Genomic DNA, 24948 nt, shown 5'->3' with positions numbered 1-24948 from the left:
ATTTAGCAATAGTGTTGTGCATTATTGTCCATTTTTCTCTCGCGTAAAAACCATTAGCATACTCAGCATTCCGGGTAGGCCGCTGTTTTGGGTTATTAGCCCACCGTTTCACAAGGATTATATCAATGAGTAATGTATTAATTATTAACGCCATGAAAGCGTTTGCGCACTCCAAAGGGGCGCTTAACCTCACGCTCACGAATGTCGCTGCCGACTTTCTACGTGAAAACGGCCATCAGGTGAAAATCACCACGGTTGATGAAGGCTATGATATTGAAAGTGAAATTGAAAAATATCTGTGGGCCGATACCGTTATTTATCAAATGCCCGGTTGGTGGATGGGTGAGCCGTGGATCCTGAAAAAATATATTGATGACGTCTTTACCGCAGGTCACGGCAAACTGTATGCCAGTGATGGCCGTACCCGTTCTGATGCCACTAAAGGCTATGGTTCTGGCGGTTTGATTCAGGGTAAAACTTACATGCTGTCAGTCACCTGGAACGCACCACTTGCAGCGTTCAATGACCCGAAACAGTTCTTCCATGGGGTGGGCGTTGACGGTGTTTATCTGCATTTCCATAAAGCGAACCAATTCCTTGGTATGGAACCTCTGCCAACATTTATGTGTAATGATGTGATTAAACAACCAGACATTGAAGGTGACATCAGCCGTTATCGTCAGCATTTAGCCGAAAACTTTAACTATCAGGCCGTTTGATTTCCTATCAGAGATAAATAGAGGCAGTAATGATTACCGTTTTTGCAGAAATCAAAGTCAAACCAGGGCGCCGTCAGGCAGTATTACAGGCAATTGAGAAGCTTATTCCGGCGGTACTGGCCGAGGAAGGTTGTGGCGGTTATGTGCCGATGGTTGACGTTCCCACCCAGCTTGACTGGCAAAAGAACTCGCCGGACTCTATTTTCATGCTGGAGAAGTGGCAAAGTGTGCATCATCTGGAGTTACATTTGCAGATGGAACATATGCATCAACACCGTGAAGTGATTAAGGATGATGTGTTGGATGTGAACATTCACATTTTATCTTAGCCTTCTTACTTGAAGCTGCAGCGGTGTTAGCCGCTCTCACTCACCCGAATCACTTACTTGAGTAAGCTCATCGGGATTCATTCGTTTGCTGCCTTGCTGCAACTCCAATTACTTTGGCTAATACCCTTCTGGCTTGAAGCTGCAGCGGTGTTAGCCGCTCTCACTCACCCGAATCACTTACTTGAGTAAGCTTCATCGGGATTCATTCGTTTGCTGCCTTGCTGCAACTCAAATTACTTTGGCTAATACCCTTCTGGCTTGAAGTTGCAGCGGTGTTAGCCGCTCTCACTCACCCGAATCACTTACTTGAGTAAGCTTCATCGGGATTCATTCGTTTGCTGCCTTGCTGCAACTCCAATTACTTTGGCTAATACCCTTCTGGCTTGAAGTTGCAGCGGTGTTAGCCGCTAATATCTGAGCCAATGGCTCCCCTGCAACTGAATCTGCTCACTCACATAATCGAGAAAACAGGTAATCCGCGCGGCAAGTTGTGTATTGCGATAATACACCGCATTGATCGGTTGCCAGGTTTCCAGAGTTTGATCCGCCATAACTTCAACCAAATGCCCCGCCAGTTGATCTTTACGCGTCATAAAATCAGAGAGTTCGACGATCCCTTCACCCTGTAAAGCCAATAAACGTAGCGTTTCGCCGCTGGAAGCCGCTAAATTCGGGATAATCGACGAATGCCCGCCTGGCAAATGAGGTAGCGACCATTGATTAAGGAATTCAGGCTGAGTGAAACCGAGCAGACTGTGATTTGCGAGGTCATCAATAGTGTGCGGGGTACCGTGACATTGCAGATAGTCGGGGCTGGCAAGAATACGCACCCTGCTGGCACCCAGCAAACGTGCATGAATAGTGGAGTCGCGCAAAGCACCAATGCGGATCGCGATATCAGTACGTTGCTCCAACAGATCGATATTAAGATCGTCGGTATTCAGTTCAAGAATGATTTGCGGATATAAGGCGCGAAAGCCGCTGATCATCGGCACGATAACGTGCTGCATAAAGGGGGCTGCTGCATTCACTCGCAACCGACCAGCAGGCTTCAACCGCCGCAGAGCAATCTGTTCCTCAGCATCATCCACCGCGCCAAGAATCTGGCGTGCATGGCTGAGAAACAGCTCGCCCTCTTCGGTCAATTCCAACCGGCGGGTGGTGCGGCGTAGCAAAGTGGTCGCTAGCTTTTGCTCCAATCGGCTCAATGCACGGCTGATACCCGATGTGGTCTGGCTACGTTGCTCTGCCGCCGCGGTAATCGAGCCGCAGTCAACTACCGAGGTAAATGCCTGCAACTCTTCTAACGTCACTTTCATCTATTAAACCCTGCCATCGATCAAACTTCGATTTCAGCGGTATCCCCTTTCTCTTGCAGCCAATTGCGCCGATCTTCGGAACGCTTTTTCGCTAACAACATGTCCATCATTGCTAGCGTTTTATCAATATCATCATCACCAATGGTCAATTGCACCAGACGACGGGTATTCGGATCGAGAGTCGTTTCACGTAACTGCAACGGGTTCATTTCACCCAGCCCTTTAAAGCGCTGAACGTTGGGTTTCCCGCGTTTGCGTTTCAGTTGTTCCAGAACACCAGCTTTCTCTTCTTCATCCAAGGCATAAAACACTTCTTTGCCTAAATCGATGCGATACAGTGGCGGCATCGCCACATAAACGTGACCGTTGCGCACCAACGCCCGGAAGTGACGCACAAACAGGGCGCACAGCAGGGTGGCAATATGCAAACCATCGGAGTCCGCATCCGCCAGGATACAAACTTTACCGTAACGCAGTTGGCTCAAATCTTCGCTGTCTGGATCGATACCAATGGCTACCGAGATGTCGTGTACTTCCTGCGAGGCCAGCACTTCATCTGACGAAACTTCCCAGGTATTTAGGATCTTGCCTTTCAGCGGCATGATCGCCTGATATTCACGATCACGTGCCTGTTTAGCCGAACCACCGGCGGAATCCCCTTCCACCAAGAATAATTCGGTCATGCTCAGATCCTGCGAAGTACAATCCGCCAATTTACCGGGCAATGCCGGGCCGCTGGTCAGCTTCTTACGCACCACTTTTTTTGCCGCACGCATACGGCGCTGAGCACTGGAAATGGCCAATTCAGCCAGTTGTTCTGCCGCTTGTATATTCTGATTCAACCATAGGCTGAAGGCATCTTTTACCACACCGGACACAAAAGCAGCACACTGACGTGAGGAGAGCCGCTCTTTCGTCTGGCCGGCAAATTGTGGGTCCTGCATTTTTACTGACAACACATAAGCACAGCGTTCCCAGATATCATCGGCCGAAAGTTTGACACCACGGGGCAAAATATTGCGGTATTCGCAGAAATCGCGCATGGCATCCAGCAAACCCTGACGCAAACCGTTGACGTGAGTTCCGCCCTGCATGGTGGGGATCAGGTTGACGTAGCTTTCTGTCAACAGTTCACCGCCTTCTGGCAACCACAACAGCGCCCAATCAATCGCTTCAGTATCACCGGCAAAAGAGCCGACAAACGGTGCTTCTGGCAGGGTAATCAAGCCATCAACAGCTTCCATCAGATAATCGGTCAGGCCATCGGCATAGCACCAACGCTGCTCGGTATTATTCACCAGATCTTTAAAGACGATTTCTACGCCGGGGCACAACACGGCTTTCGCTTTCAGCAAATGGGATAAACGCGAAACCGAGAAACGTGGGCTATCGAAGAATGAGACATCCGGCCAGAAATGCACGCTGGTACCGGTATTGCGCTTACCGCATGTCCCGATAACTTGTAGTTCCTGCACTTTATCGCCATTTTCAAAGGCGATACTGTAGATTTGGCTATCACGGCGCACCGTGACCTCTACTCGCTTGGATAAAGCATTCACAACTGAAATGCCTACACCGTGCAAACCACCAGAGAACTGATAGTTTTTATTCGAGAATTTGCCGCCTGCGTGTAACCGACACATAATCAGTTCAACGGCGGGAACACCTTCTTCTGGATGGATATCAACAGGCATACCACGGCCATCATCAGTCACTTCCAGCGATTGATCGGCGTGCAGAATAACGTCAATACGCCGGGCATGGCCCGCCAGCGCCTCATCGACGCTGTTATCAATCACCTCTTGACCAAGGTGGTTTGGCCGCGTGGTATCCGTATACATGCCCGGACGACGACGCACTGGTTCTAAACCGCTGAGTACTTCAATGGCATCAGCGTTATAGCTGGATTCAGTCATGGTTGATTAATATTCGGCTAATGGTTGGAAGGCTGGCGGTGACATGCCTGGTGGGCCATCTCGGCCCCAGTGCAATACCCACTGTAGTAACGATACCCAACGGTAGTAATACCAAAATTGTAGTAATACCAAACCTGCTGTATCGGTGGCACATATACGGCCTGTTATCAGGCAGTCGCTAGCCCTAAAAAAGTTACAATCGGGGAGAAATAGTGATCAAAGCCAACAAAGGTATGATTTCCACCTGATTCTACTGTTTGCCGGCAAGGGGTGTAATAAGCAACCGCTTGACGGTAATCGAGGATCTCATCCCCGGTTTGTTGCAATAACCAGAGTAAATCTGGGGATTCCAACTTTTCAATTTGCATGACCTTCAGGTCGTAAATATGTCGAGACTCTAACACATATTGTTGACCTGTGTAGGGGTTCTCATTCTCGCCCAGATAATCACTGAGCAGCTCAAAAGGCCGCACTGCCGGGTTAACAACCACCGCAGGAATGCTGAAACGCTGGGAAAGCCAGGTAGCAAAATAGCCGCCCAAGGAAGAACCAACAATACCAATAGATTGCCCCGCTTTATCCATCACAATGTTTTCCAACATTTCTGCTGCTTGTGCCGGATACGGCGGTAATTGCGGTGTCAGCATCTCAATATGAGGATGGTGCTGCTGCAACCAACTTTTAAAGGTGGTTGCTTTGAGCGAACTGGGGGAGCTATTAAAGCCGTGAATATAAAGAAGCGTACTCATCAATAACCATCCGAGTCCATGTCCGGGCAGAACTCATCACTGGCTAACCGACGAACCTCAGTTTCAAGTATTCCATCAGGCAGTAAGTCGAGGTAGCGCCATCCCGGGGCCACAGTATCAAGCGTAAAATTAGTACAGTGCGGTTTGAACTGCACACAAGTAGAAGGGCTGGCCAGCAGCCGTTTACCATACCAATCGAGATCCAAATCTTGATGGATATGGCCACACAATAAGGTGGTAACACGCGGATAACGAACCAGCACTGCCGCCAACATATGCGCATTACGCAGACTGTGTTGGTCAAGCCAAGTGCAGCCGGATGGCATTGGGTGATGATGCAATAAAATCAGCGTATAGCGTTCTGGGTAAGCCACCAGACAACGCTCCATCCACTCCAACTGATAATCGCTCAGTTCACCATAAGGAACACCGAATACCTGACTGTCCAATAACAGAATTTGCCAGTTATCACCAACCAGAACCTGCTTCGAAGGCGCAATGCCTGAATCCGCCAGTGCATCTACCATCGCCGGTTGAAAATCGTGATTACCGGGTAGCCATACGCAAGGCGCCGGCAAACGGGAAATACCCTTCGCAAAATTTTGATAGGCAGCAACCGAATGGTCCTGCGCCAAATCACCGGTTGCAACAATCAGATCAAATGGATGTTGCTCAGCAATAATCGCATCCAACACAGCGCGATAACTGCGGGACGTATTCACACCCAGCAAGGTCTCATGTTCACCTGCGAAGAGGTGGGTATCTGTTATTTGTAAAATTCTGACTTTGGCCCCACTCGCCATAGGCAGTTTAAACAGGCTTTCCAAATGGTGTCCTTGTTTTTGCACCCTTCCCAACCAGAATTATCACGATTCTTCACTCTCTGTAGGCAAGGTTATAAGTCTGTCTAACAAACCGGAACTGCCACCGCTCCATGCGCCAAACAATAGCGCAACCAGTCAGCAAGAAACTGGTTAATTTGATGCTTTTCGTCCCGCTGATGCAACTTTTTATTCGGATAATCATAACTTGCTTTGAAGCGGTAGATCTGCTGACTGGCACACACTTCCGCGACCTGTGCATCATGATAAAGCCGCACCACCATCGATGGCAGGCTCCAGTGACTCACCGCAGGCTCGGTTTGCACAATCTCTACTACCGAAGTGTAGCGGGTTGACTCAATAATTGTCAGCCTATAACTGCCGCCATTAACCTGATAAGCCACGTTTTCGCCCACTTCATCGACGCGAGGTATCAAACGACGCAATTGTGCGAAGTTAGTTTCACATATCCGCATCATCTCAGGGAAATCAGGTGTATAGCGCTTACTCATTATTTTTTCTCTTTATGACTGCCATTCTGCTCTCAGCGATTGATGGTGCAACGCCAACCATTGTAATGCAATGATTGAGGCTGCGTTATCAATAGCACCTTCTTCAACCCAACGACAAGCTTGTTCACGACTAACAACATGCACTCGAATATCTTCATTTTCGTCGGCCAAGCCATGAATGCCCTTCGCCGTTGTCGCATCAACTTCGCCCACCATAATAGACAAACGTTCGCTGGTGCCCCCGGGGCTGGCTAAATAGCTGAGCACCGGCTTACAGCGGCCAATGTCAATTCCGGCTTCCTCCTGCGCCTCGCGACGGGCGACCGCCTCAACGGTTTCACCCTCTTCAATCATTCCGGCTACCATTTCTAATAACCAAGGTGACGGGCTACTGTCAATGGCGGCAATCCGTAATTGCTCAACCAATACCACTTCATCACGCACCGGATCATAGGGTAACAACACCGCGGCATGGCCACGCTCGAAAATTTCACGCTTAACTTCACCACTCATTTCACCGTTAAACAGGCGGTGGCGGAATCGGTATAAATTCAGTGAAAAAAAACCACTGTAAAGTGTTTCACGTGCAATAATTTCCACATCATTCTTGTCAAAGGTCACCGGTGAAGATTGTACTGACGTCATTAACTGTTCTCCTTACTTAAGTATCCAAGCTTAATTGTGATTTTTGATGACAGCCAAACTACACAGGCTATACCCTAAATAATTAGAGTTGCAGGAAGGCGGCAATTGAGCGACAAATTGGTTGTAAACCATTTTGCACAGCGCCTGCGCTGGCCCGTAGGGTGAGGCTCATAATCCCCATAAGCTTACATAAGTAAGTGACTGGGGTTAACGAAAGCAGCTAACGCACATGCAGCTTGCAGTATGACGGGTATACAGGATTTTAAAATAGCAGGCATAGAGTTAGCCGATAGAAATGATTTTGATAAAGATTATTTGACCAAGATAGCTCGATACAGATGAGTTGTCTGAATACTCATTTAGCTTTGTGATAGATTTAAGTAAATTAAGGCGAGATGGCACAATCAGCCACCTTATCCCATTGGCAGACTCTGATAGAATCGGCAACAATATCGTCTATCGACAGCTACCATAGTAAAATTGCCGCACAAATGCTGCACAACAAGGACTGCAAATGAAGAAACTGCTCCCCCTTCTTATCGGGCTGAGTCTGGCTGGTTTCAGTACCATGAGCCAGGCAGAGAACTTGCTGCAAGTTTATAAGCAAGCCAGGGATAGTAACCCGGATTTACGCAAATCGGCTGCTGACCGCGATGCTGCATATGAAAAAATTAATCAAGCTCGCAGCCCGCTGTTACCACAGCTCGGTTTGGGTGCAGGTTACAGCCATACTAATGGTTTCCGTGATGCATCCGATAGCCCGGATAGCAACGCGACATCAGGCTCCCTGCAACTGACTCAAACTATTTTTGATATGTCTAAATGGCGCGCCCTGACCTTACAGGAAAAGGCGGCGGGTATTCAGGATGTCACATTCCAGACCGACGAACAGGCACTGATCCTGAACACAGCAACAGCCTATTTCAACGTACTCAGAGCGATTGATAGCCTGTCTTACACCGAAGCACAGAAGCAATCGGTCTATCGCCAGTTGGACCAAACGACCCAGCGGTTTAATGTAGGTTTAGTCGCAATTACCGATGTGCAAAACGCCCGTGCCAGCTACGATACCGTGTTAGCAGCAGAAGTGACTGCCCGTAACAATTTGGATAACGCGTTGGAAAACCTGCGCCAGATCACCGGTGTTTATTATCCTGAATTGGCATCACTGAATGTGAGTCGCTTGAAGACTGAGCGCCCACAAGCAGTTACTAACTTATTGAAAGAAGCTGAAAAACGTAACCTTGCCTTGCTTTCTGCCCGTTTGAGCCAAGATTTGGCTCGTGAGCAAATTAAGTCAGCAGAAACCGGTTATATGCCGACGGTCGATTTGACCGCCTCATCTTCTGTAACCAATACACGTTACAGTGGGGGGTCACCAACCAGCCAGCAAGTGAATAATGATGCTGGGCAAAACCAAATTGGTGTGCAACTGAGTTTGCCACTGTATAGCGGCGGGGCCACCAATTCTGCGGTGAAACAAGCACAGTACAATTTCGTCGGTGCCAGTGAACAGCTAGAAAGTGCGCACCGTAGTGTGGTGCAAACTGTACGCTCCTCATTCAATAATATTTCAGCCTCCATCAGTAGTATCAAGGCTTATGAGCAGGTGGTCATTTCCAACCAAAGTTCATTAGATGCCATGGAAGCCGGATACCAGGTGGGTACCCGTACTATTCTGGATGTATTGACTGCAACGACTAACTTGTATCAATCCAAACAGCAATTAGCTGACGCGCGTTATAACTATCTGATTAATCAGTTAAACATCCAATCCGCGTTGGGGACATTGAATATGGACGATCTGATGCAACTGAATGGCGTATTGGACAAGCCAGTGCCAACTTCAGCCACCAGTCTCGCACCGGACAATGCCAACCAGAATGCTTATGCTGATGGCGAAAGTGCTCAATCAGCACCGCGTGCTACTTCTGTAAGCCAACCAGCTACCGCAGCACCAGCAGCGGCGCGTAGTGGCAATCCATTCCGTAACTGATTTTTACGGACTCGGACTCTCCGGGTGCAGCATCAGGCTGTGCCCGGTTTCTATGCCCTACGTCTTCGCTGCCAAGCACTTTTTGCCAATGAAAAAAGCGAAGCTACTCGCAGCATTTCGTATAGCTTTGTAAAGTCTGCCGCTGGCAAGCCCCCACGCTTTAATTTCGTACATCTTTCCCCTATTCTAGAGCGTACTTACTGGGAAAGGGCACAAAAGCCCTGAAATGAGATAAATAATGATGAAACGGACTCAAAACATCAATCAAGAGACTTTCCGTAAATCCTGGCGCAATTACCGTCTTGCGCCCGTAGCTTTAGCTGTCAGTGCTGTATTTATGCTGGCTGGCTGTGAAAAAACCGATGAAACCGTCTCTTTGTATCAAAATGCTGATGATTGCTCTCAGGCGAATCCGTCCAAGAGCGCGGAATGTACCACCGCTTACAACACGGCATTACAAGAAGCGGCTAAAACTGCACCAAAATATGCGACCCGCGAAGACTGTGTGGCAGAGTTTGGTGAATCTCAGTGTACTCAGGCTCCTGCTCAAGCTGGCATGGTACCAACATCTTCATCATCTTCTGGCGAAACCACGGCGGCCGCACCACAACAAAGTGGCAGTATGTGGATGCCATTAATGGCCGGTTATATGATGGGCCGGATGATGGGCGGTGGTGCAAGCCAGCCACTATTCACATCGAAAGCGCCAAATAGCCCAGCGAATGGCAAGTTTGTTGATGCGACAGGTAAAAACTTTGGTTCAGCCACCACTGGCCGCACCATGAACGTGCCAAGAACCGCCATGGCACCCAAGCCTGCGGTAACCAACACTATCACTCGTGGTGGCTTTGGTGAGTCCGTGGCTAAGCAGTCTTCTATGCAACGTAGTGCCGCGACATCATCTAAAACCAGCACACGCAGCATGGGTGGTTAAGGTCTGATTAATGAAACGTTTAGCGATTAGCGAACGCCCAGACTGGCGCGAGAAAGCCACTGAATTCGGTTTCCGTTTCCACACCATGTATGGCGAGCCGTACTGGTGTGAGGATGCGTATTACGAATTCACACTGGCACAGATTGAAGAGCTGGAAGAAACTACCGCAGAATTGCATCAGATGTGTCTGCAAGTGGTTGAGAAAGTGGTGAATAGCGATCAACTGATGGCAAAATTCCGCATTCCAAAACACTGCTGGGATTTTGTTCGTAGCTCATGGAAAACTCATCAGCCATCGCTCTATTCTCGCCTTGATCTGGCCTATGACGGCATCAATCCAGCAAAACTGCTGGAAAACAATGCGGACACCCCAACGTCATTGTATGAAGCCGCCTTTTTCCAATGGTTATGGTTGGAAGATCAGATCAACGCAGGCAATTTGAGTCAGGATTCTGATCAATACAACAGCATGCAAGAGAAGTTGATTGAGCGCTTTGTCGACCTGCGTGATAACCATGGTTTTAGCTTACTGCATCTGGCCTGCTGTCAGGACAGTGAAGAAGATCGTGGCACGGTTCAATATTTGCAAGATTGCGCGCTGGAAGCAGGTCTGCCAACTGAATTCATGTTTATGGAAGAGATCGGCTTAGGAGAGAAAGGCCAATTTACTGACCTGGATAATCAGGTTATCAGTAATTTGTTCAAACTCTATCCGTGGGAGTTTATGTTCCGTGAAATGTTCTCAACCAAGTTGGAAGATGCTGGCGTGCGCTGGCTGGAACCTGCGTGGAAGAGCATAATCTCTAATAAAGCCTTATTGCCGCTGCTGTGGGAGATGTTCCCAAATCACCCTAACCTGTTGCCTGCTTACTTTGCCGAAGATGACCATCCGAAGATGGACCATTATGTCACCAAGCCGCTGTTCTCACGGGAAGGTGCCAATATCCAGATAGTGGAAAACGGTAAAGAAGTTGCCCGAGTTGACGGGCCATACGGGGAAGAAGGCATGATTGTGCAGCAATTCCATCCGCTGCCTAAGTTCGGCGACAGCTATACCCTGATAGGTAGCTGGCTAGTGAATGATCAACCCTGTGGCATTGGTTTGCGTGAAGACAGAGAACTGATTACCCAAGATCTGTCGCGTTTTTACCCGCATATTATTTTGGGCTAAGGCTGCGCATAATTTAAGGGAAAGCACTCGCTTTCCCTCAGACTGCTGACAAGGTCAAATGAAGGGGAAACACTCCGTTGGGGCTACTTTTAGTTTCAAATACAAGTGTGTAAACCGCCTGAACGCCCGTAGGAGTGGTCACCCCCTGGCTCGCTGACTTTATCAGTTCAAACCTTTCTTTTTATAACGTCGAACTATCCAATTCTTACCGACAACATACTGAGCGATCCCATCTCAATTCCATCAGTGGGAATCGAAATCGGCTCGACGCCGTCCCAGCTCCCCAACACATACAAAAGTGGTAGATAATGCTCTGGTGACGGATTAGATAGCGCAGCCCCTTCATGTTGCATAAAGTTCACTAAAGGATGGTTATCACCTTGATAGTTAAGGTTGTCTCGCACAAATTGATTGAAAGATTCAGCCCAAGGATAAGGACTGCTATCACCCTGCCATCTAACCATACGCAAGTTATGCACGACGTTTCCGCTGGCGACAATCATCACGCCCTGCTCCCGCAGCACTGCCAGCTTGCGACCTAACTCATAGTGATAAGCCGCCGGTTGCGTACCATCAATACTCAATTGCACCACCGGAATATCAGCCTCAGGGTACATTTTAATCAATACCCCCCAGCTACCGTGGTCCAATCCCCATTCACTGGTATCAGCCCGCACAACGATAGGTGCCAATAATTGCTGAACTTGTGCTGCCAGATCCGGTGAACCCGGCGCTGGATATTCGGTATCAAATAACGCCTGAGGGAATCCACCAAAATCATGGATAGTCCGAGGTTGCTCCATTGCCGTCACTGCGGTACCACGGGTATACCAGTGGGCGGAGACGGCCAGAATCGCCTTAGGACGCGGTAAAGTCTCACCCAACGTACGCCATGCCTGAGTGTGACTGTTTTCTTCCAGCACGTTCATCGGGCTACCGTGGCCGAGAAACAGTGCAGGCATACGAGAGCTGTTCATAAGAAATCCTTACTGTTAAGAGAGAAAATGGCGCTTGAAATCATAAGAAATACATTACGCGCTTTTTTTTCATTGCACAGCCAGATAACAGTGATGAAGATATTCAATAAAATTGAATGGGGAAAGTCAGAGAAGGGTTAACTTAGGGGTCAAGACATGATAGGAAATAACCGGGCCGCACTCTATTCAGGAAAATAGAGGCAACCCGGTGTTTAAACCAACACCATCAGCAGGCAATATCCATTGATATCGCCACTCTATTAGCTGGCTTTTCTTGCCTGAGACTGGAGGTAATCAGCCAGGTCATCAATTGTCACTACCGGCATATCATGCAATTTAGCGAACTCAATAACCTCTGGCGCATGGGCCATGCTGCCATCGTCATTAGTCAGTTCACACAACACACCTGCTGGCTTGTAGCCCGCCAGTGTTGCCAAATCGATAGAGGCTTCGGTATGACCACGACGCGATAATACGCCGCCTACCTGACCACGCAGCGGGAATACATGGCCCGGGCGGTTAAGATCAGCAGGTTTAGCGTTGTCAGCAATGGCCGCACGAATAGTCGTCAAACGGTCAGCCGCAGAAACGCCGGTCGTAACACCTTTAGCCGCTTCAATTGTCACGGTAAATGCCGTCTGGAACTGGCTGGAGTTATTGGTCACCATCATCGGCAAATCAAGCTGCTGGCGGCGTTCGTCAGTGATACACAGACACACAATGCCACTACCGTGGCGGATGGTCAGTGCCATTTGTTCAACAGTCATTGCTTCAGCTGCAAAGACGATATCACCTTCGTTTTCTCGACTTTCGTCGTCTAACACCATAACGCCACGGCCATTACGCAGCGCGTCGACAGCACGTTCTACACGCTCAACAGGCGTGCCAAAATCTGATAGAAGGGTCTGATTCATGGTAAAAAACCTCATTAAAATTATGGATTACCAGAATCAGGGCGGTCTTGAGGAGTAAAAGGCCACTCTTTCATATATAACATTGCTTCATATATAAATAGAAATAGCCGAAATAACGCAAGCGAGCTATAAGCCCGGCAGATACCGTTACTCTCTCCCATCCGGACTATAACCGTCGGCCCCGGAATCACACCGGGTCTGCTGACCTCTACCTTGCCCTCTTTAACAAGAGAAACAACGTGAGCGCTCGCGGGCTTTTGCACCACGACACAGATATGCCGCACCACAATTTACCGCCGGTGGGGACTTGCACCCCGCCCTGAGAATAAGCCCTATGACTATAGCGCTATTGATTCGTCTGGGCAATTACCAAAATGTAGATGTTTGGAGGTTTATACAATCAACGTGAGGCATTACACTAATAAGCAGTAATCCATCTCATTAGGGAAATATCATGATTGACCCGAAAAAAATTGAACAAATCGCCCGCCAGGTGCATGAGTCTATGCCGAAAGGAATTCGCGAATTCGGGGAAGACGTCGAAAAGAAAATTCGTCTGGTGCTGCAATCGCAATTAACACGACTGGATTTGGTTAATCGTGAAGAGTTCGACGTACAAACTCAAGTGTTACTACGCACCAGAGAAAAACTGGCGTTACTGGAACAACGCGTGACAGAGCTGGAAGCCAAATTCAACAACGTCCCAGCCGTTATTGATGATAACAGCGGTGATGACAAAACCGGCGAGTAACGCTTGGTCGCATGTCAGTAGTGATAATCAGGGCGCAGTTCGATATCGCGCCCTGAGTTTACGAGGATATCGCCGCTGGCCGCATTCTGGAAAGCAGCACCCACAATAGGAAAAACATCAGTAAAGCGTATAAGCTTTTCCAACCTATCATCACCAGCAATACACAACACAGAATACTGCCAATCACCGACATCACCCGCGAGCGCCCGCTCAATAAGCGAATCCCCGCCAGCATACATAGCAAATAAATCAGCACAAAAATGCCATTGGCATAAACAATCAGCAGGTCCAGTGGCAGCGATAGCCAATAAATCAGTAACGCAAATACCAGGCAACTCCCCACCACGGCAGTAAGTGCGTTAACCGGCGTTTGCCCGGCAGAAAGCTGCGCAAGTTTGCTTTCAGGCCGAACCTGCGCCTGCGACCACACCATGCGGGCAAAACTCTGGGTATAGATATTGACGCTGGCAAAACAGGCCAGATAGCCAATAATGCACGCTATCCACAGTGCATGCTGACCAAAAAGTTGCACTACAATGCCCGGCAACGACGCCGCAGCCGCCTGTTGTTCGCCATAAGCATGGAAATGCAACACCGCCACGGTACAGCCCCAATACACCGCACCAGCAACGAGTAAGCCAACGATCAGTGCGCGTGGGAAATCACGTTCGGGATGGCGGAATTCTGTCGCCAAATGTGCAAAGGCTTCTAATCCGACAAAACACCAGAACATTACGGCCAACGCGTTGAACATATTCGGCGGAGAAATATCTTGTAGCTTTGGCCAAGGTATCTGTGATGGATGAATCTCACCCTGCCACCAAATAGCCACCACCAGCGCAATGACCAGTAATGCTATCAATGTTTGCACATTGGCGCTGGAACCTGCACTGCGCGTGCCAAGCAACCAAATAACCAGCAAAGTGACCAGTTGCACCATCAGCAACCCAGTATCGCTCCAGCCGAATGTTGCCTGCCAGAAACCGGCAGCAATTTGCAAGGCGGCGGGTAAACCAACAGGAATAACAGACAAGAATAGCCAACCAGTGACATTCCCCAACTTCGGGCCAAAGGCCATTGTCACAAAGTGGGCCGCCCCTGCGGCACTAGGGAAATGGCGGCCTAGCGCAGCAAACGCGATAGCAATCGGGAAAACCAGTATAATTAATATCGGCCAGGCCCATAGACTGTCGTCTCCGGCCAGCATCGCCGCCAATGCAGGAACGGCAAAAACGCCCGTTCCCAGCAGTGAAGTGGACAGCAACCCGACTCCCTGTGCCAGACTCAACTCCTGTTTTAGTCCACCCACCTACTAGCCTCGGCCATTCTTGATTGACTGAATAATATTGGTGGTGGAAACTCCATCTTCAAAATTCAGTACTTTAACCTCACCGCCTGCGGCCCAAACCTCGGCACTGCCCGCGATCTCATCCGGCTTATAATCACCACCTTTTACCAGCAAATCCGGCAGAATATCGGCAATTAAGCGCTGCGGCGTATCTTCTTCAAACGGCACCACCCAATCCACAGCTTCCAACGCACCTAATACAATCATGCGCTGATCAAGTGGGTTAACTGGCCGTTTTTCGCCTTTCAAGCGTTTGGTAGAGGCATCGCTGTTCACTGCCACAATCAGGCGGTCACCCAGCTTACGGGCGTTAGCCAAATAAGAGACATGACCCGCATGGAGAATGTCAAAAATGCCATTGGTCATGACCACTTTTTCACCACGCTGACGGGCCTGCGCAACGGCTTTTTTCAGTTGTTGCTCATCCATCACCCCAAAACCGGTTTCCGCACGACCACGGATGGCATTTTCCAGCTCAATCGGTGAAACCGTTGAGGTACCTAACTTACCAACAACGACACCGGCGGCAGCATTAGCCAGGAAGCATGACTCTTCAAGCGTATTACCCGCAGCCAGTGCCGCAGCCAATACCCCAATCACCGTATCACCCGCACCGGTCACATCGAACACTTCCTGCGCCTGAGTGGGTAGATGTAATGGGGGTTTCCCCGGTTGTAGCAGTGTCATCCCTTGTTCGGAGCGAGTCACCAACAGAGCTGAAAGCTCAAAGTCAGCCACCAGCTTCATGCCACGGCTGACCAGTTCTTCTTCATTTTTACAGTGACCGACGACGGCTTCAAATTCAGATAAGTTAGGGGTTAACAGTGTTGCGCCGCGATAACGCTCAAAATCGCTGCCTTTAGGATCGATAAGTACTGGAACTTTCGCATTACGTGCCAGTTGGATCATCGGCTGCACACTGTTCAATGCACCTTTGGCATAATCGGATAACACCAGTGCGCCAATCTGTGGCAGCGCCTGCTGGATGCGATCAAAGATAGGTTGCGGATCAACACCGTCAAAACCTTCTTCAAAATCCAGACGGATCAACTGCTGATTACGGGAAAGTACCCGCAATTTGGTAATCGTTGGATGGGTAGGCACCGAAACAAAGTCGCAGCGCACCTGTACTTCATTCAGCTTGTTGGTCAGCGCCCGCGCAGCATCGTCGATGCCGGTCAACCCAACTAAACGAGAGATAGCGCCAAGGGATGCGATGTTCATCGCCACGTTTGCAGCACCACCGGGGCGCTCTTCGATGGTATCAACTTTAACAACTGGCACCGGTGCTTCTGGTGAGATCCGGCTGGTTGGCCCATACCAATAGCGGTCTAACATGACATCACCAACGACTAATACACCGGCGCGGCGAAAATCAGGCAGCGTGACTTTCATACGTTAGCCCCCCAAAGTGAGCTGTTATTAACCCCGAAAACACACATCTCTTCGCTCCAATTTTGTGTTTGTTATACTCTAAATAATTCGAGTTGCAGGAAGGCGGCAAGCGAGTGAATCCCGACGAGCTTACTTATTTCTTAAGGTCAAGACCAGTAAGTGATTCGGGCGATTGAGCGCGGCCAACACACATGCAGCTTGAAGTATGACGAATATATGTGGTGCCGGATAATATCACAGACACCTTGCATACTATTAATAACCGACGTACCCAGTCATAACGGGCACTGCTGCACTTTATCTTATTCGCTGGCAACAATATCTGACGTCACCAGCCATTTTCGCCAACTGGCAGCAACTTGCTCTCTTTCGGTGATAAAACTGTCAGCAGAAACCTTACTGGATAGCTCCTGCAATGCCAGGTGATGAATCTCATCACGCATGGTGACATAAGCACGGGTCAGTGCTGCTGCCTCTTGCGGTGCCATGATGTCGTAATTAGCCATCAACTCAAAAATGCGTACATTATCTGACCAACGGGTCAACCGTGGCTCGCTGGCCGCATAGCGCAACACCAGATATTGCGCGATAAACTCAATATCGGTAATCCCCCCCTCATCAGCCTTAATATCAAAGATACCACGCTGTTTGCTGCCCAGATGGTTGCGCATTTTCTCTCGCATTTCGCGCACTTCCTGCTGCAATTGTGGGTCTTCTCGGTGGCGGCACAGAATTTGCTGGCGGATGGTATCAAACTGTTGATGCAATTGAGGATCACCATAAACGATGCGGGCGCGAACCAGTGCCTGATGCTCCCAAGTCCAAGCCTCATGCTGTTGGTAATCGGCGAAAGCTTCAACGGTGCTGACCAGCATGCCCGCCTCACCTGATGGCCGTAGGCGAGCATCCACTTCATATAAAATGCCTGACGAGGTGCGGGTGCTGAACAAATGCATCACCCGCTGAGCCAAACGCAGGTAGAACTGACGGCCGTCGATGCTACGCTCGCCATCAGTCATCACATCCAGCGGGCAATCGAGCAAGAACACCAGATCCAAATCTGAGCTGTAACCTAGCTCCCAGCCCCCCAACTTGCCATAACCAATCACGGCGAAACCACGGCCTTCTCGCTGCTGTAGATGGCTCGGCTGGCCATAGCGAGCCACCATCTGCCCCCAGGCTTGCTGAATAACCGCATCAATCATGGCCTCTGCCAGATAAGTTAAGTGATCGCTCACTTTCATTACCGGCAGTGCCTCGGTGATATCACCAGCAGCAATACGCAATTGCTGGGCTTGCTTAAATTGACGCAACGCCTCGAGTTGCTGCTCTTCGTCATCCTCCGGCACCCGCAATAAGTATTGGCGCAATTCATCGCGATAAGCACCGGGTTCCAGTGGTTGATAGAACGATTGCGGATCAAGCAACTCATCCAATAACAGCGGGTAGCGGGCCAATTGACTGGCCACCATCGGCGAGGCAGAACACAGGCGAATAACATGTTTTAGTGCCGCATGATATTCCACCAGTAATTCGAGATAAGTGGTGCGGGTAAGGATACTGAGCAGCAACTGAATCAAGCGGCTGAGGGCGACATTGGCGTCCGGGCGCGAGCAAACCTCGGAGAACAAGCGCGGCATCAGTTGATCCAGCACCTCACGGCCCCGAGGACCAATGGTGCGTTTATCAACGTCATGGCGGAAATCATTAATCGTCGTCAACAACTGCCGGCGGGCTGGTTCGTCTAAATGTGGCGTCAAAGGGGCTAAATCACTCTCTTCGAGCACATCCTGCCATAAGCTTTTATACAAACCATGACGAGGATCTTCACCGATATCGGGAGTATCATCGCCAATCAGGTCGTCAAATACCAACCGTACCGCCTGCATATGGTGTTCCAGTGCAGCACTCATTTCTATCCAGTCGGTATACCCCATGCCCCAAGCCAATCGGGCCTGATTCAGTGCATCACCGGGTAACGTTTGGGTTTGCTCATCAGCAATAGCTTGCAGCAGATTTTCCAAACGGCGCAAAAACAGATAACTGCTGCTGAGGTCGTTCACTTGTTGTGGTGGCAATAAACCCAGCTCGGCGACTGCCTGCAACGTCGGCAGTAAAGCCCGCTCTTGCAGGCGCGGTTCACGGCCGCCACGAATAAGCTGAAATACCTGCGTGATAAATTCGATTTCACGAATACCGCCGGCCCCCAGCTTAATGTTGTCTTTCAGGCCACGCCGCCGGACCTCACGGGCAATCATCCCTTTCATGTTACGTAGCGATTGGATCACGCTGAAATCGATATAGCGGCGGAAGACGAAGGGCCGCAGCATCTGGCGCAGCTCTTTACTGTAGTGGTCTTCAGCCCCGCCCATCAAACGTGCCTTAACCATCGCATAGCGTTCCCAGTCGCGCCCTTGCTCTTGGTAATAATCCTCCAGCGCGGCAAAACTCAGTACCAGCGGGCCACTGTCACCAAACGGGCGTAGACGCATATCCACCCGATAGACAAAACCATCAATGGTTTGCTGATCCAACGCTTTAATCAGCCGTTGCCCCAAGCGGGTAAAGAACTGGGCATTATCCAACTGGCGACGCCCACCCTGGGTCTGGCCGTTTTCTGGGTAGGCAAAAATCAGATCGATATCAGAGGAGAAATTTAGTTCACCGCCGCCTAACTTACCCATGCCCAAAATCAGCAGCGGCTGCGGTACCCCCTCGGCATTAGAGGGGGTACCGAACTCACGGCAACAAGCCTGGTACAGCCAATCGCGCGCCGCCAAAATCAGGCTTTCAGCCAACCCGCTCAGTTGTTGCAAGGTCTCAGTAGTCACACTGGTTTGCTGTGTTTGTGACCAGGCGATGCGCACCATCATCCGGCGGCGAAACAGCCGCAATGCGGCTAATAATGCCGCTTCGTCATGTACCTCGGCCAACGCCAGATTTAACCATTGTGGATAAAATTGCCACTCCTGCGGTTGCGGGGGTTGCTGATGCAACTCCTCCAGCCACTCAGGGTGAATCAGTAACATATCACTGACAAAATCACTCAACGCCAGCACAGAGATATCTTCCTCGTGTAAATCTGGCGGAGCCGGTAACTCATAAAAGCGCTGTCGTATATTCTGCGCCTGAATCTGTAAATCCGAAGAGAGTGGCAACATAAAGCATTCCTCAAGCTGCTATCTATTAACTAGCAGCACCGTTCAACCAAAAGGCTGCCTGCGCAAGCGCTTCCTTACGGGCGGTATCACGCCAGTGACCCTGACGGTGCATAATCTCCTGCTGTAAACCAAACCAGCCATCGATATACGGCAACCATTCACTCTGCGGATAGAAGCCTGAGAGCAATTGGAAAGACATGATCTGCCGGTTCAAGCGAGGGAGTTGCGCCAAATAACCATCGTCATCCAGATGCTGGCCAAAAGCGTCTTTCAGATCAGCAGCGCTGCGGCTCAACATGATGTCGCAGAAGCGTTTGAATGACCCTTCAAACTTGGTCTGTGCTTTGGCATCCATAAATGGCCGCCAGCCAGAGGTAACCAGCCAAGATGTGAGCGCTAACTTACATTTTAGGTAATCACTGCTATAGCAAAGCTGCTCAGCATCGACATTCTTCGGTTCTAACTGCGGTTCAAGCGCCAGCAGCCCGGCACGCAATTCAGTACTGGCTTTGCGCGGGACCAAACCACCAAAAATAGCTAATGACTGACGCACCATTGCCAATGCTTCAATGATCATAGCTTTAGCGGCCGGTTCGCCACGTAACCACAGCTCTTCATGGTATTGCCAATGGTCCAGGGCCATCTCCAGCCCTGCGACCATACCTTGCTCAACGGTGGATTTGGCCGCTGGCTGCAACACCAGTAACGGGCGCAATTCACGAGGTGGATTGCCTTGTGCTAAATGATAGCCACGGGCTGCTTTACTCAGATTGCCCTGCCGTAAACCGCCAATTTGTGCCAGTTCTGCGGCCAATGCCAGCAAATCTGCCTGATTGCCTTTTTTCAGTTCCAGCTCAATTTCGTGCAAGGGTTCCGACAGCTCACCGGCACTGATAGTGCCTTGATCAACAGCAAGCTCTATCTCGCTCTCGCCGTAAGTAATTACCCACTTCTCTCGAGTAAAATCCGTACGGAATAGCGGCTGTAGTTCTGCTTGTAATGTCTCAATCACCCAACCGTTCGGCCAGATATCGGCAGGGAAACGCGCCAAATCCAATTGGTCACTATCAATATCAACATTGTATTCAGGGCGTTGATGTAAACCACCGACCACTTTACCGCCGGTCTTAACCGTCATTTCGTAACGGCCATCATAACCACGGATACGTAAGCCAATATCATGTTGGCGCAGCCGCTTATCGGCAGTTTCAAAATAGATATTGGTCAGCGTCTGCGGCGCAGAATGCTGGCTTCGCCAGGATGTAAGCCGCTCGGGCAAAGCGGCAATGGCCGCAGGAGTAGCAATAAATTTTAATTCTATTTCAACGGTCATAATTTCATTCACACCGGTATGTTGCGAGTTTACGGGCATTATGCCTCTTTCGCGGCGGTTTGCCTGTTTTACACAGACTTCGCTATTTTACACAAAAAAACCGCGTGGCTACCCCGAGTCAGCCTCTATTTTAACAGGTCTGCCATAAGGCTTCATAAGACAAATTTTCAGCGTGGTTAAAATGAACAACAAAGTGGCTAAAGCCGCGCTGGCTATGAGAGTAAGATAGTTCTCATTCCGGTTTATGCGTTGCGTCGGCAAACTGAACACACTACTATCGTTCCATAAATTCACTCATAAATGACTCTCTAATGCTGAAAATACGCCTAATTTGCCTCGCGATGCTAAGTCTCAGTATCTCCTGGGGCGCGCACGCTGAAGAAAAACGCTACATCTCTGATGAGCTGGATACCTACGTTCATAGCGGTCCCGGTAACCAATACCGTATTGTTGGCACGTTAAAAGGCGGAGATGAAGTCGCCCTGATAAGTGTTGATGACAGCACAAATTACGGTCAAATCCGCGACAGTAAAGGGAAAACCACCTGGATCGCGCTGAATCAATTGAGTGAAACGCCAAGTCTGCGTATTCGGGTACCGGACCTTGAACAACAAGTCAAAATCCTGACAGATAAGCTGGCTAATATTGATAATAGCTGGAATCAGCGCACTGCTGAAATGCAACAGAAGGTCGCGGCCAGCGACAGCGTAATTTCCGAGCTGCAAAAAGAAAACGAGTCACTAAAGAATCAGTTAGTGGTTGCTCAGAAGAAAGTCAGCGCTGTGAATCTGCAATTAGATGACAAACAGCGTACCATTATCCTGCAATGGTTTATGTACGGCGGCGGTGTTGCCGGTATCGGCCTGCTCCTTGGTCTGGTACTGCCACATCTGATCCCAAGCCGTAAAAAGAACAATCGCTGGATGAACTGATAGCCGTTTAATAAGACTGTAAAATCGACGCGTTTGGCTGCCCGCCAGGGTGGCCTGGTTGTTTAATCTATTCTCATCCCCAACTATACTGAAACAAGCCTTTGTCGCCAGGCGGTAAAGTGTGATTCAAGTGAGCAGCTAACAACGCTGCAACGTCAAGAACGAAGGATTTATATGAAAATCTATCTGGTCGGCGGCGCGGTACGCGACAGCTTATTAAATCTGCCGGTCACCGAACAGGATTGGGTCGTGGTGGGATCCACCCCGGAACAGTTACTCACACAGGGCTATCAGCAGGTTGGTAAAGACTTCCCCGTGTTTCTGCACCCTGTCAGCCATGAAGAATACGCACTAGCTCGTACCGAGCGTAAATCCGGCGCAGGTTACACCGGTTTTACCTGCTATGCCGCGCCAGATGTCACGCTGGAAGAGGATTTGTTGCGTCGCGATTTGACCATCAATGCCATTGCCCGTAGCGCCGAGGGGGAATTGATTGACCCCTACCACGGCCAACAAGATTTGGAAAACAGAGTACTGCGTCATGTCTCCGACGCCTTTGGCGAAGATCCACTACGTGTGCTGCGGGTTGCCCGTTTCGCTGCCCGTTTTGCCCATTTAGGTTTTAGCGTCGCCGCTGAGACTCAATCATTGATGGCAGCAATGGCACAAAGTGGCGAGCTATCGGCTCTGACGCCAGAGCGAGTATGGAAAGAGACCGAGAAAGCGCTGAAAACACAAAGCCCGCAGATCTATTTTCAAGTGTTACGTGATTGCGGTGCGCTGGCGGTGCTATTTCCAGAAATTGAACGTTTATTTGGCGTACCAGCTCCCGAAAAGTGGCATCCAGAAATTGATACCGGTATCCATACGCTGATGACATTAGCCATTGCGGCTCAACTTAGCCCTGAGGTTGATGTCCGCTTTGCCGCTCTCTGCCATGATTTGGGTAAAGGTCTGACACCAAAAGAATTCTGGCCACACCATCACGGCCACGGCCCAGCTGGAGTTAAATTGGTTGAGCAGTTATGTCAGCGCTTACGGGTACCTAATCCGATACGTGACTTGGCGAAACTGGTGGCGGAATACCATGACCTTATCCATACAGTGAATAAGCTTCGCCCCGAAACTCTACTCAAACTGTTTGATGCCATTGATGTGTGGCGCAAACCGGAACGTCTTGAGCAGATGATTATGACCAGTGAGGCTGATGCCCGAGGCCGTACCGGATTTGAAGAAAATCCTTATCCGCAGGGCGATTATTTGCGCGCCGCATTCCATATTGCCAGCAGCGTATCAGTGCAGGAAGTAGTCGCCAGCGGGTTACAAGGATTGGCCATTCGCGACGAACTTAAACGTCGCCGCCAACAAGCATTAGTCCAATGGAAACAAACTCAAGTAATTGCGTCAGAATAAAGCCATTCATAACGAAAAAGCCCTGATTAATCAGGGCTTTTTTTATATTTCGCTGCACTTTTTATACCCTAAATAATTCGAGTTGCAGGAAGGCGGCAAGCGAGAGAACCCGATGAGCTTACATGAGTAAGTGATTCGGGTGATGAACGTAGCCAACGCACATGCAGCTTGAAGTATAACGGGTATGTTACATAAACACCCAATACACGGCTGCCGCGACCACAAAGCGATAGATGGCGAAAGGTACAAAAGAGATACGTTTAATCAGTGAAAGGAAGGTTTTGATAGCAATCAGAGCCACGATAAATGCCGTGATAAATCCGACGGCAAACATCGGTAAATCACCCAGCGTCAGGAAGTGCAGGCTCTTATAAAGATCCAGTCCACTGGCCCCGATCATCATCGGCACTGCGAGAATGAAGGAGAACTCAGACGCGGCATAACGGTTAACACCGACCAACATACCGCCGGAAATGGTGGCACCAGAACGGGAGAACCCCGGCCACAACGCCAGACACTGGAAGCAGCCAATCGCGAAAGCCTGACGGTAAGTAATATCATCCAAACCAACAGATTTAGGATTTTTAGGTTTGAACCATTCTGCGACTAGCAAAAGCACCCCACCCGCAACCAAGGCATACATGACATTTCTCGGATCAAACAGCGATTTGATGAGGTCATGGAATACCAACCCCAGCCCCACGGCGGGGATCATTGCCAGTAAAATATGGCCCAAAGTCAGGTGACCGCTGGTTTTCCCCTCATGAGGTACCGCGCCGAAATGGATACCAATCAGGCCAAATAACCGCCGCCAGAACACCACGACAACCGCCAGAATCGACCCTAACTGAATGATAACTTCAAAGGTTTTTGCCTTGTCGCCGGTAAAGCCCAATAGCTCACCGACGATAATCATATGCCCAGTGGATGACACGGGTAAAAACTCAGTCAATCCCTCTACCACACCTAAAACAACAGCCACAAACAGCGAATACATATCCGTCATCTACGATACCCAATGCCATGTAATAGAAAACACAAAAAACGGCAATGTTACAAAGCATAGGATTAACAAAACCATATGCTAAAAAAACAATGCCGTTCAAACTCGATAATTATCACACCAACCAATCAGACTACATTATCTATTCAGGGTTGCACTTTTATGTCATCACAACACACAAAAAATCAGTTAGGTCGTTGACCACGTTCAATGAGCACTCCGACATTACGGGCTTGTGCCACCGCCCCTGGTTTACTGACTTTAATCCGCACCCACGGCGATTGGAAACGGACTAATAGCAGCTCGGCTATCTCTTCTGCCACCCGCTCAACCAAGGCAAAACGCTGTGACTCTACATGTTGTATCACCGCATCACTGATATCTGCATAGCTCAAGCAATCATTCACATCATCGCTGGCAGCAGCTTTACGATTATCCCAACCCATTTCGATATCGAACACCAGCTTCTGCTGGATGGTCTGCTCCCAGTCATAAACACCGATGGTGGTTATGACACTAAGTTCTTCAATAAATACGATGTCCATCACGTCATTCTCTGTTTTTGCGCCTGCCGGATACCACTTCCAGCGGAATATGCGTATTATCCACT

Annotated in this window: 22 protein-coding genes and 1 riboswitch; of the genes, 8 read left to right on the top strand and 14 right to left on the bottom strand. The window is 49.5% G+C overall.

All coding sequences use genetic code 11. The features are described from left to right. The first annotated feature begins 125 nt into the window (after positions 1-125). Both V2A84_RS21930 and V2A84_RS21925 read left to right on the top strand, forming a co-directional pair. Entirely contained in the window at positions 126-719 is a 594-nt protein-coding gene (locus V2A84_RS21930; RefSeq protein WP_083162389.1) for an NAD(P)H-dependent oxidoreductase, read from the top strand. A 29-nt stretch (positions 720-748) separates the two neighbouring features. After that, positions 749-1048, top strand: coding sequence for a putative quinol monooxygenase (locus tag V2A84_RS21925; protein WP_083162388.1), 300 nt, complete (start codon positions 749-751; stop codon positions 1046-1048). 407 nt (positions 1049-1455) lie between these two features. Here the strand turns inward: V2A84_RS21925 and V2A84_RS21920 are convergent, their stop codons facing one another. The 6 genes from V2A84_RS21920 to nudF all read right to left on the bottom strand — a co-directional run bounded on the left by V2A84_RS21920 (position 1456) and on the right by nudF (position 7010). Then, positions 1456-2367, bottom strand: a complete 912-nt coding sequence (locus V2A84_RS21920) for a LysR family transcriptional regulator (protein WP_083162387.1) — start codon at positions 2365-2367, stop codon at positions 1456-1458. A gap of 20 nt (positions 2368-2387) precedes the next feature. Next, positions 2388-4283, bottom strand: coding sequence for a DNA topoisomerase IV subunit B (gene parE, locus V2A84_RS21915; RefSeq protein WP_050086669.1), 1896 nt, complete (start codon positions 4281-4283; stop codon positions 2388-2390). A 167-nt stretch (positions 4284-4450) separates the two neighbouring features. Then, positions 4451-5032, bottom strand: a complete 582-nt coding sequence (gene yqiA, locus V2A84_RS21910; RefSeq protein WP_442849056.1) for an esterase YqiA — start codon at positions 5030-5032, stop codon at positions 4451-4453. Next, entirely contained in the window at positions 5032-5859 is an 828-nt protein-coding gene (gene cpdA / locus V2A84_RS21905; protein WP_083162384.1) for a 3',5'-cyclic-AMP phosphodiesterase, read from the bottom strand. The genes yqiA and cpdA overlap by 1 nt, the downstream gene beginning before the upstream one ends. Positions 5860-5939: 80 nt before the next feature. Further along, complete coding sequence (locus V2A84_RS21900) at positions 5940-6365, bottom strand: DUF1249 family protein (RefSeq protein ID WP_050086674.1); 426 nt, start codon at positions 6363-6365, stop codon at positions 5940-5942. Positions 6366-6377: 12 nt separating this feature from the next. Continuing rightward, a complete protein-coding gene (gene nudF / locus V2A84_RS21895) occupies positions 6378-7010 on the bottom strand; it encodes an ADP-ribose diphosphatase (RefSeq protein WP_083162382.1) in 633 nt (210 codons plus the stop codon). Between the two features lie 514 nt (positions 7011-7524). On the opposite strand from nudF, the gene tolC reads away from it, so the two are divergent. The 3 genes from tolC to V2A84_RS21880 all read left to right on the top strand — a co-directional run bounded on the left by tolC (position 7525) and on the right by V2A84_RS21880 (position 11111). Continuing rightward, positions 7525-9006: an outer membrane channel protein TolC gene (gene tolC / locus V2A84_RS21890; RefSeq protein ID WP_083162381.1), complete on the top strand. Its 1482-nt coding sequence runs from the start codon at positions 7525-7527 to the stop codon at positions 9004-9006. 241 nt (positions 9007-9247) lie between these two features. Continuing rightward, positions 9248-9940, top strand: coding sequence for a DUF1190 family protein (locus tag V2A84_RS21885; protein ID WP_083164047.1), 693 nt, complete (start codon positions 9248-9250; stop codon positions 9938-9940). Positions 9941-9950: 10 nt separating this feature from the next. Further along, a complete protein-coding gene (locus V2A84_RS21880) occupies positions 9951-11111 on the top strand; it encodes a glutathionylspermidine synthase family protein (RefSeq protein WP_083162380.1) in 1161 nt (386 codons plus the stop codon). Between the two features lie 194 nt (positions 11112-11305). Here V2A84_RS21880 and ygiD read toward each other — a convergent pair whose 3' ends face one another. Both ygiD and ribB read right to left on the bottom strand, forming a co-directional pair. Then, complete coding sequence (ygiD, locus tag V2A84_RS21875) at positions 11306-12088, bottom strand: 4,5-DOPA dioxygenase extradiol (RefSeq protein ID WP_083162379.1); 783 nt, start codon at positions 12086-12088, stop codon at positions 11306-11308. A 260-nt stretch (positions 12089-12348) separates the two neighbouring features. Then, a complete protein-coding gene (ribB, locus tag V2A84_RS21870; protein ID WP_083162378.1) occupies positions 12349-13002 on the bottom strand; it encodes a 3,4-dihydroxy-2-butanone-4-phosphate synthase in 654 nt (217 codons plus the stop codon). A 145-nt stretch (positions 13003-13147) separates the two neighbouring features. Continuing rightward, positions 13148-13333, bottom strand: a riboswitch (FMN riboswitch). Positions 13334-13456: 123 nt separating this feature from the next. Between ribB and ubiK the strand changes: the two genes are divergently transcribed. Continuing rightward, on the top strand, positions 13457-13753 hold the full coding sequence (ubiK, locus tag V2A84_RS21865) for a ubiquinone biosynthesis accessory factor UbiK (protein ID WP_083162376.1): 297 nt from the start codon (positions 13457-13459) through the stop codon (positions 13751-13753). Positions 13754-13811: 58 nt separating this feature from the next. Here ubiK and yjeH read toward each other — a convergent pair whose 3' ends face one another. From yjeH to V2A84_RS21845, 4 genes are all read right to left on the bottom strand, one after another. Further along, positions 13812-15062, bottom strand: a complete 1251-nt coding sequence (gene yjeH, locus V2A84_RS21860; RefSeq protein ID WP_083162374.1) for an L-methionine/branched-chain amino acid transporter — start codon at positions 15060-15062, stop codon at positions 13812-13814. A gap of 3 nt (positions 15063-15065) precedes the next feature. Beyond that, positions 15066-16496: a bifunctional D-glycero-beta-D-manno-heptose-7-phosphate kinase/D-glycero-beta-D-manno-heptose 1-phosphate adenylyltransferase HldE gene (hldE, locus tag V2A84_RS21855; RefSeq protein ID WP_050086680.1), complete on the bottom strand. Its 1431-nt coding sequence runs from the start codon at positions 16494-16496 to the stop codon at positions 15066-15068. A gap of 302 nt (positions 16497-16798) precedes the next feature. Then, positions 16799-19657 (bottom strand): bifunctional [glutamate--ammonia ligase]-adenylyl-L-tyrosine phosphorylase/[glutamate--ammonia-ligase] adenylyltransferase, encoded by a 2859-nt coding sequence (gene glnE, locus V2A84_RS21850; protein ID WP_372569681.1) that lies wholly within the window; start codon positions 19655-19657, stop codon positions 16799-16801. A gap of 25 nt (positions 19658-19682) precedes the next feature. Beyond that, positions 19683-20990 (bottom strand): CYTH domain-containing protein, encoded by a 1308-nt coding sequence (locus tag V2A84_RS21845; protein ID WP_083164045.1) that lies wholly within the window; start codon positions 20988-20990, stop codon positions 19683-19685. A gap of 311 nt (positions 20991-21301) precedes the next feature. Here V2A84_RS21845 and V2A84_RS21840 point away from each other — a divergent pair, with 311 nt between their 5' ends. Further along, positions 21302-21922: a TIGR04211 family SH3 domain-containing protein gene (locus V2A84_RS21840; protein WP_083162370.1), complete on the top strand. Its 621-nt coding sequence runs from the start codon at positions 21302-21304 to the stop codon at positions 21920-21922. 174 nt (positions 21923-22096) lie between these two features. Next, positions 22097-23335, top strand: a complete 1239-nt coding sequence (locus tag V2A84_RS21835; RefSeq protein WP_083162368.1) for a multifunctional CCA addition/repair protein — start codon at positions 22097-22099, stop codon at positions 23333-23335. Positions 23336-23522: 187 nt separating this feature from the next. Here V2A84_RS21835 and bacA read toward each other — a convergent pair whose 3' ends face one another. After that, positions 23523-24341: an undecaprenyl-diphosphate phosphatase gene (gene bacA, locus V2A84_RS21830; protein ID WP_083162366.1), complete on the bottom strand. Its 819-nt coding sequence runs from the start codon at positions 24339-24341 to the stop codon at positions 23523-23525. 182 nt (positions 24342-24523) lie between these two features. After that, positions 24524-24883, bottom strand: coding sequence for a bifunctional dihydroneopterin aldolase/7,8-dihydroneopterin epimerase (gene folB, locus V2A84_RS21825; protein ID WP_050086684.1), 360 nt, complete (start codon positions 24881-24883; stop codon positions 24524-24526). Positions 24884-24948: the final 65 nt, after the last annotated feature.

It is taken from the genome of Yersinia sp. 2553 StPb PI (assembly GCF_052217105.1).
In the GTDB taxonomy this organism is placed as follows: Bacteria; Pseudomonadota; Gammaproteobacteria; order Enterobacterales; family Enterobacteriaceae; genus Yersinia; species Yersinia enterocolitica_E.
Note: the sequence above shows the minus strand (reverse complement) of the source record. Positions and strands in the feature narration are given on the sequence as shown.

Bases quoted from the DNA above. Each gene is read 5' to 3' on its own strand.
- V2A84_RS21930 (WP_083162389.1), top strand. From the start codon at position 126: ATGAGTAATGTATTAATTATTAACGCCATGAAAGCGTTTGCGCACTCC.
- V2A84_RS21925 (WP_083162388.1), top strand. From the start codon at position 749: ATGATTACCGTTTTTGCAGAAATCAAAGTCAAACCAGGGCGCCGTCAG.
- V2A84_RS21920 (WP_083162387.1), bottom strand. From the start codon at position 2,367: ATGAAAGTGACGTTAGAAGAGTTGCAGGCATTTACCTCGGTAGTTGAC.
- parE (WP_050086669.1), bottom strand. From the start codon at position 4,283: ATGACTGAATCCAGCTATAACGCTGATGCCATTGAAGTACTCAGCGGT.
- yqiA (WP_442849056.1), bottom strand. From the start codon at position 5,032: ATGAGTACGCTTCTTTATATTCACGGCTTTAATAGCTCCCCCAGTTCG.
- V2A84_RS21900 (WP_050086674.1), bottom strand. From the start codon at position 6,365: ATGAGTAAGCGCTATACACCTGATTTCCCTGAGATGATGCGGATATGT.
- nudF (WP_083162382.1), bottom strand. From the start codon at position 7,010: ATGACGTCAGTACAATCTTCACCGGTGACCTTTGACAAGAATGATGTG.
- tolC (WP_083162381.1), top strand. From the start codon at position 7,525: ATGAAGAAACTGCTCCCCCTTCTTATCGGGCTGAGTCTGGCTGGTTTC.
- V2A84_RS21885 (WP_083164047.1), top strand. From the start codon at position 9,248: ATGAAACGGACTCAAAACATCAATCAAGAGACTTTCCGTAAATCCTGG.
- V2A84_RS21880 (WP_083162380.1), top strand. From the start codon at position 9,951: ATGAAACGTTTAGCGATTAGCGAACGCCCAGACTGGCGCGAGAAAGCC.
- ygiD (WP_083162379.1), bottom strand. From the start codon at position 12,088: ATGAACAGCTCTCGTATGCCTGCACTGTTTCTCGGCCACGGTAGCCCG.
- ribB (WP_083162378.1), bottom strand. From the start codon at position 13,002: ATGAATCAGACCCTTCTATCAGATTTTGGCACGCCTGTTGAGCGTGTA.
- ubiK (WP_083162376.1), top strand. From the start codon at position 13,457: ATGATTGACCCGAAAAAAATTGAACAAATCGCCCGCCAGGTGCATGAG.
- hldE (WP_050086680.1), bottom strand. From the start codon at position 16,496: ATGAAAGTCACGCTGCCTGATTTTCGCCGCGCCGGTGTATTAGTCGTT.
- glnE (WP_372569681.1), bottom strand. From the start codon at position 19,657: ATGTTGCCACTCTCTTCGGATTTACAGATTCAGGCGCAGAATATACGA.
- V2A84_RS21845 (WP_083164045.1), bottom strand. From the start codon at position 20,990: ATGACCGTTGAAATAGAATTAAAATTTATTGCTACTCCTGCGGCCATT.
- V2A84_RS21840 (WP_083162370.1), top strand. From the start codon at position 21,302: ATGCTGAAAATACGCCTAATTTGCCTCGCGATGCTAAGTCTCAGTATC.
- V2A84_RS21835 (WP_083162368.1), top strand. From the start codon at position 22,097: ATGAAAATCTATCTGGTCGGCGGCGCGGTACGCGACAGCTTATTAAAT.
- bacA (WP_083162366.1), bottom strand. From the start codon at position 24,341: ATGACGGATATGTATTCGCTGTTTGTGGCTGTTGTTTTAGGTGTGGTA.
- folB (WP_050086684.1), bottom strand. From the start codon at position 24,883: ATGGACATCGTATTTATTGAAGAACTTAGTGTCATAACCACCATCGGT.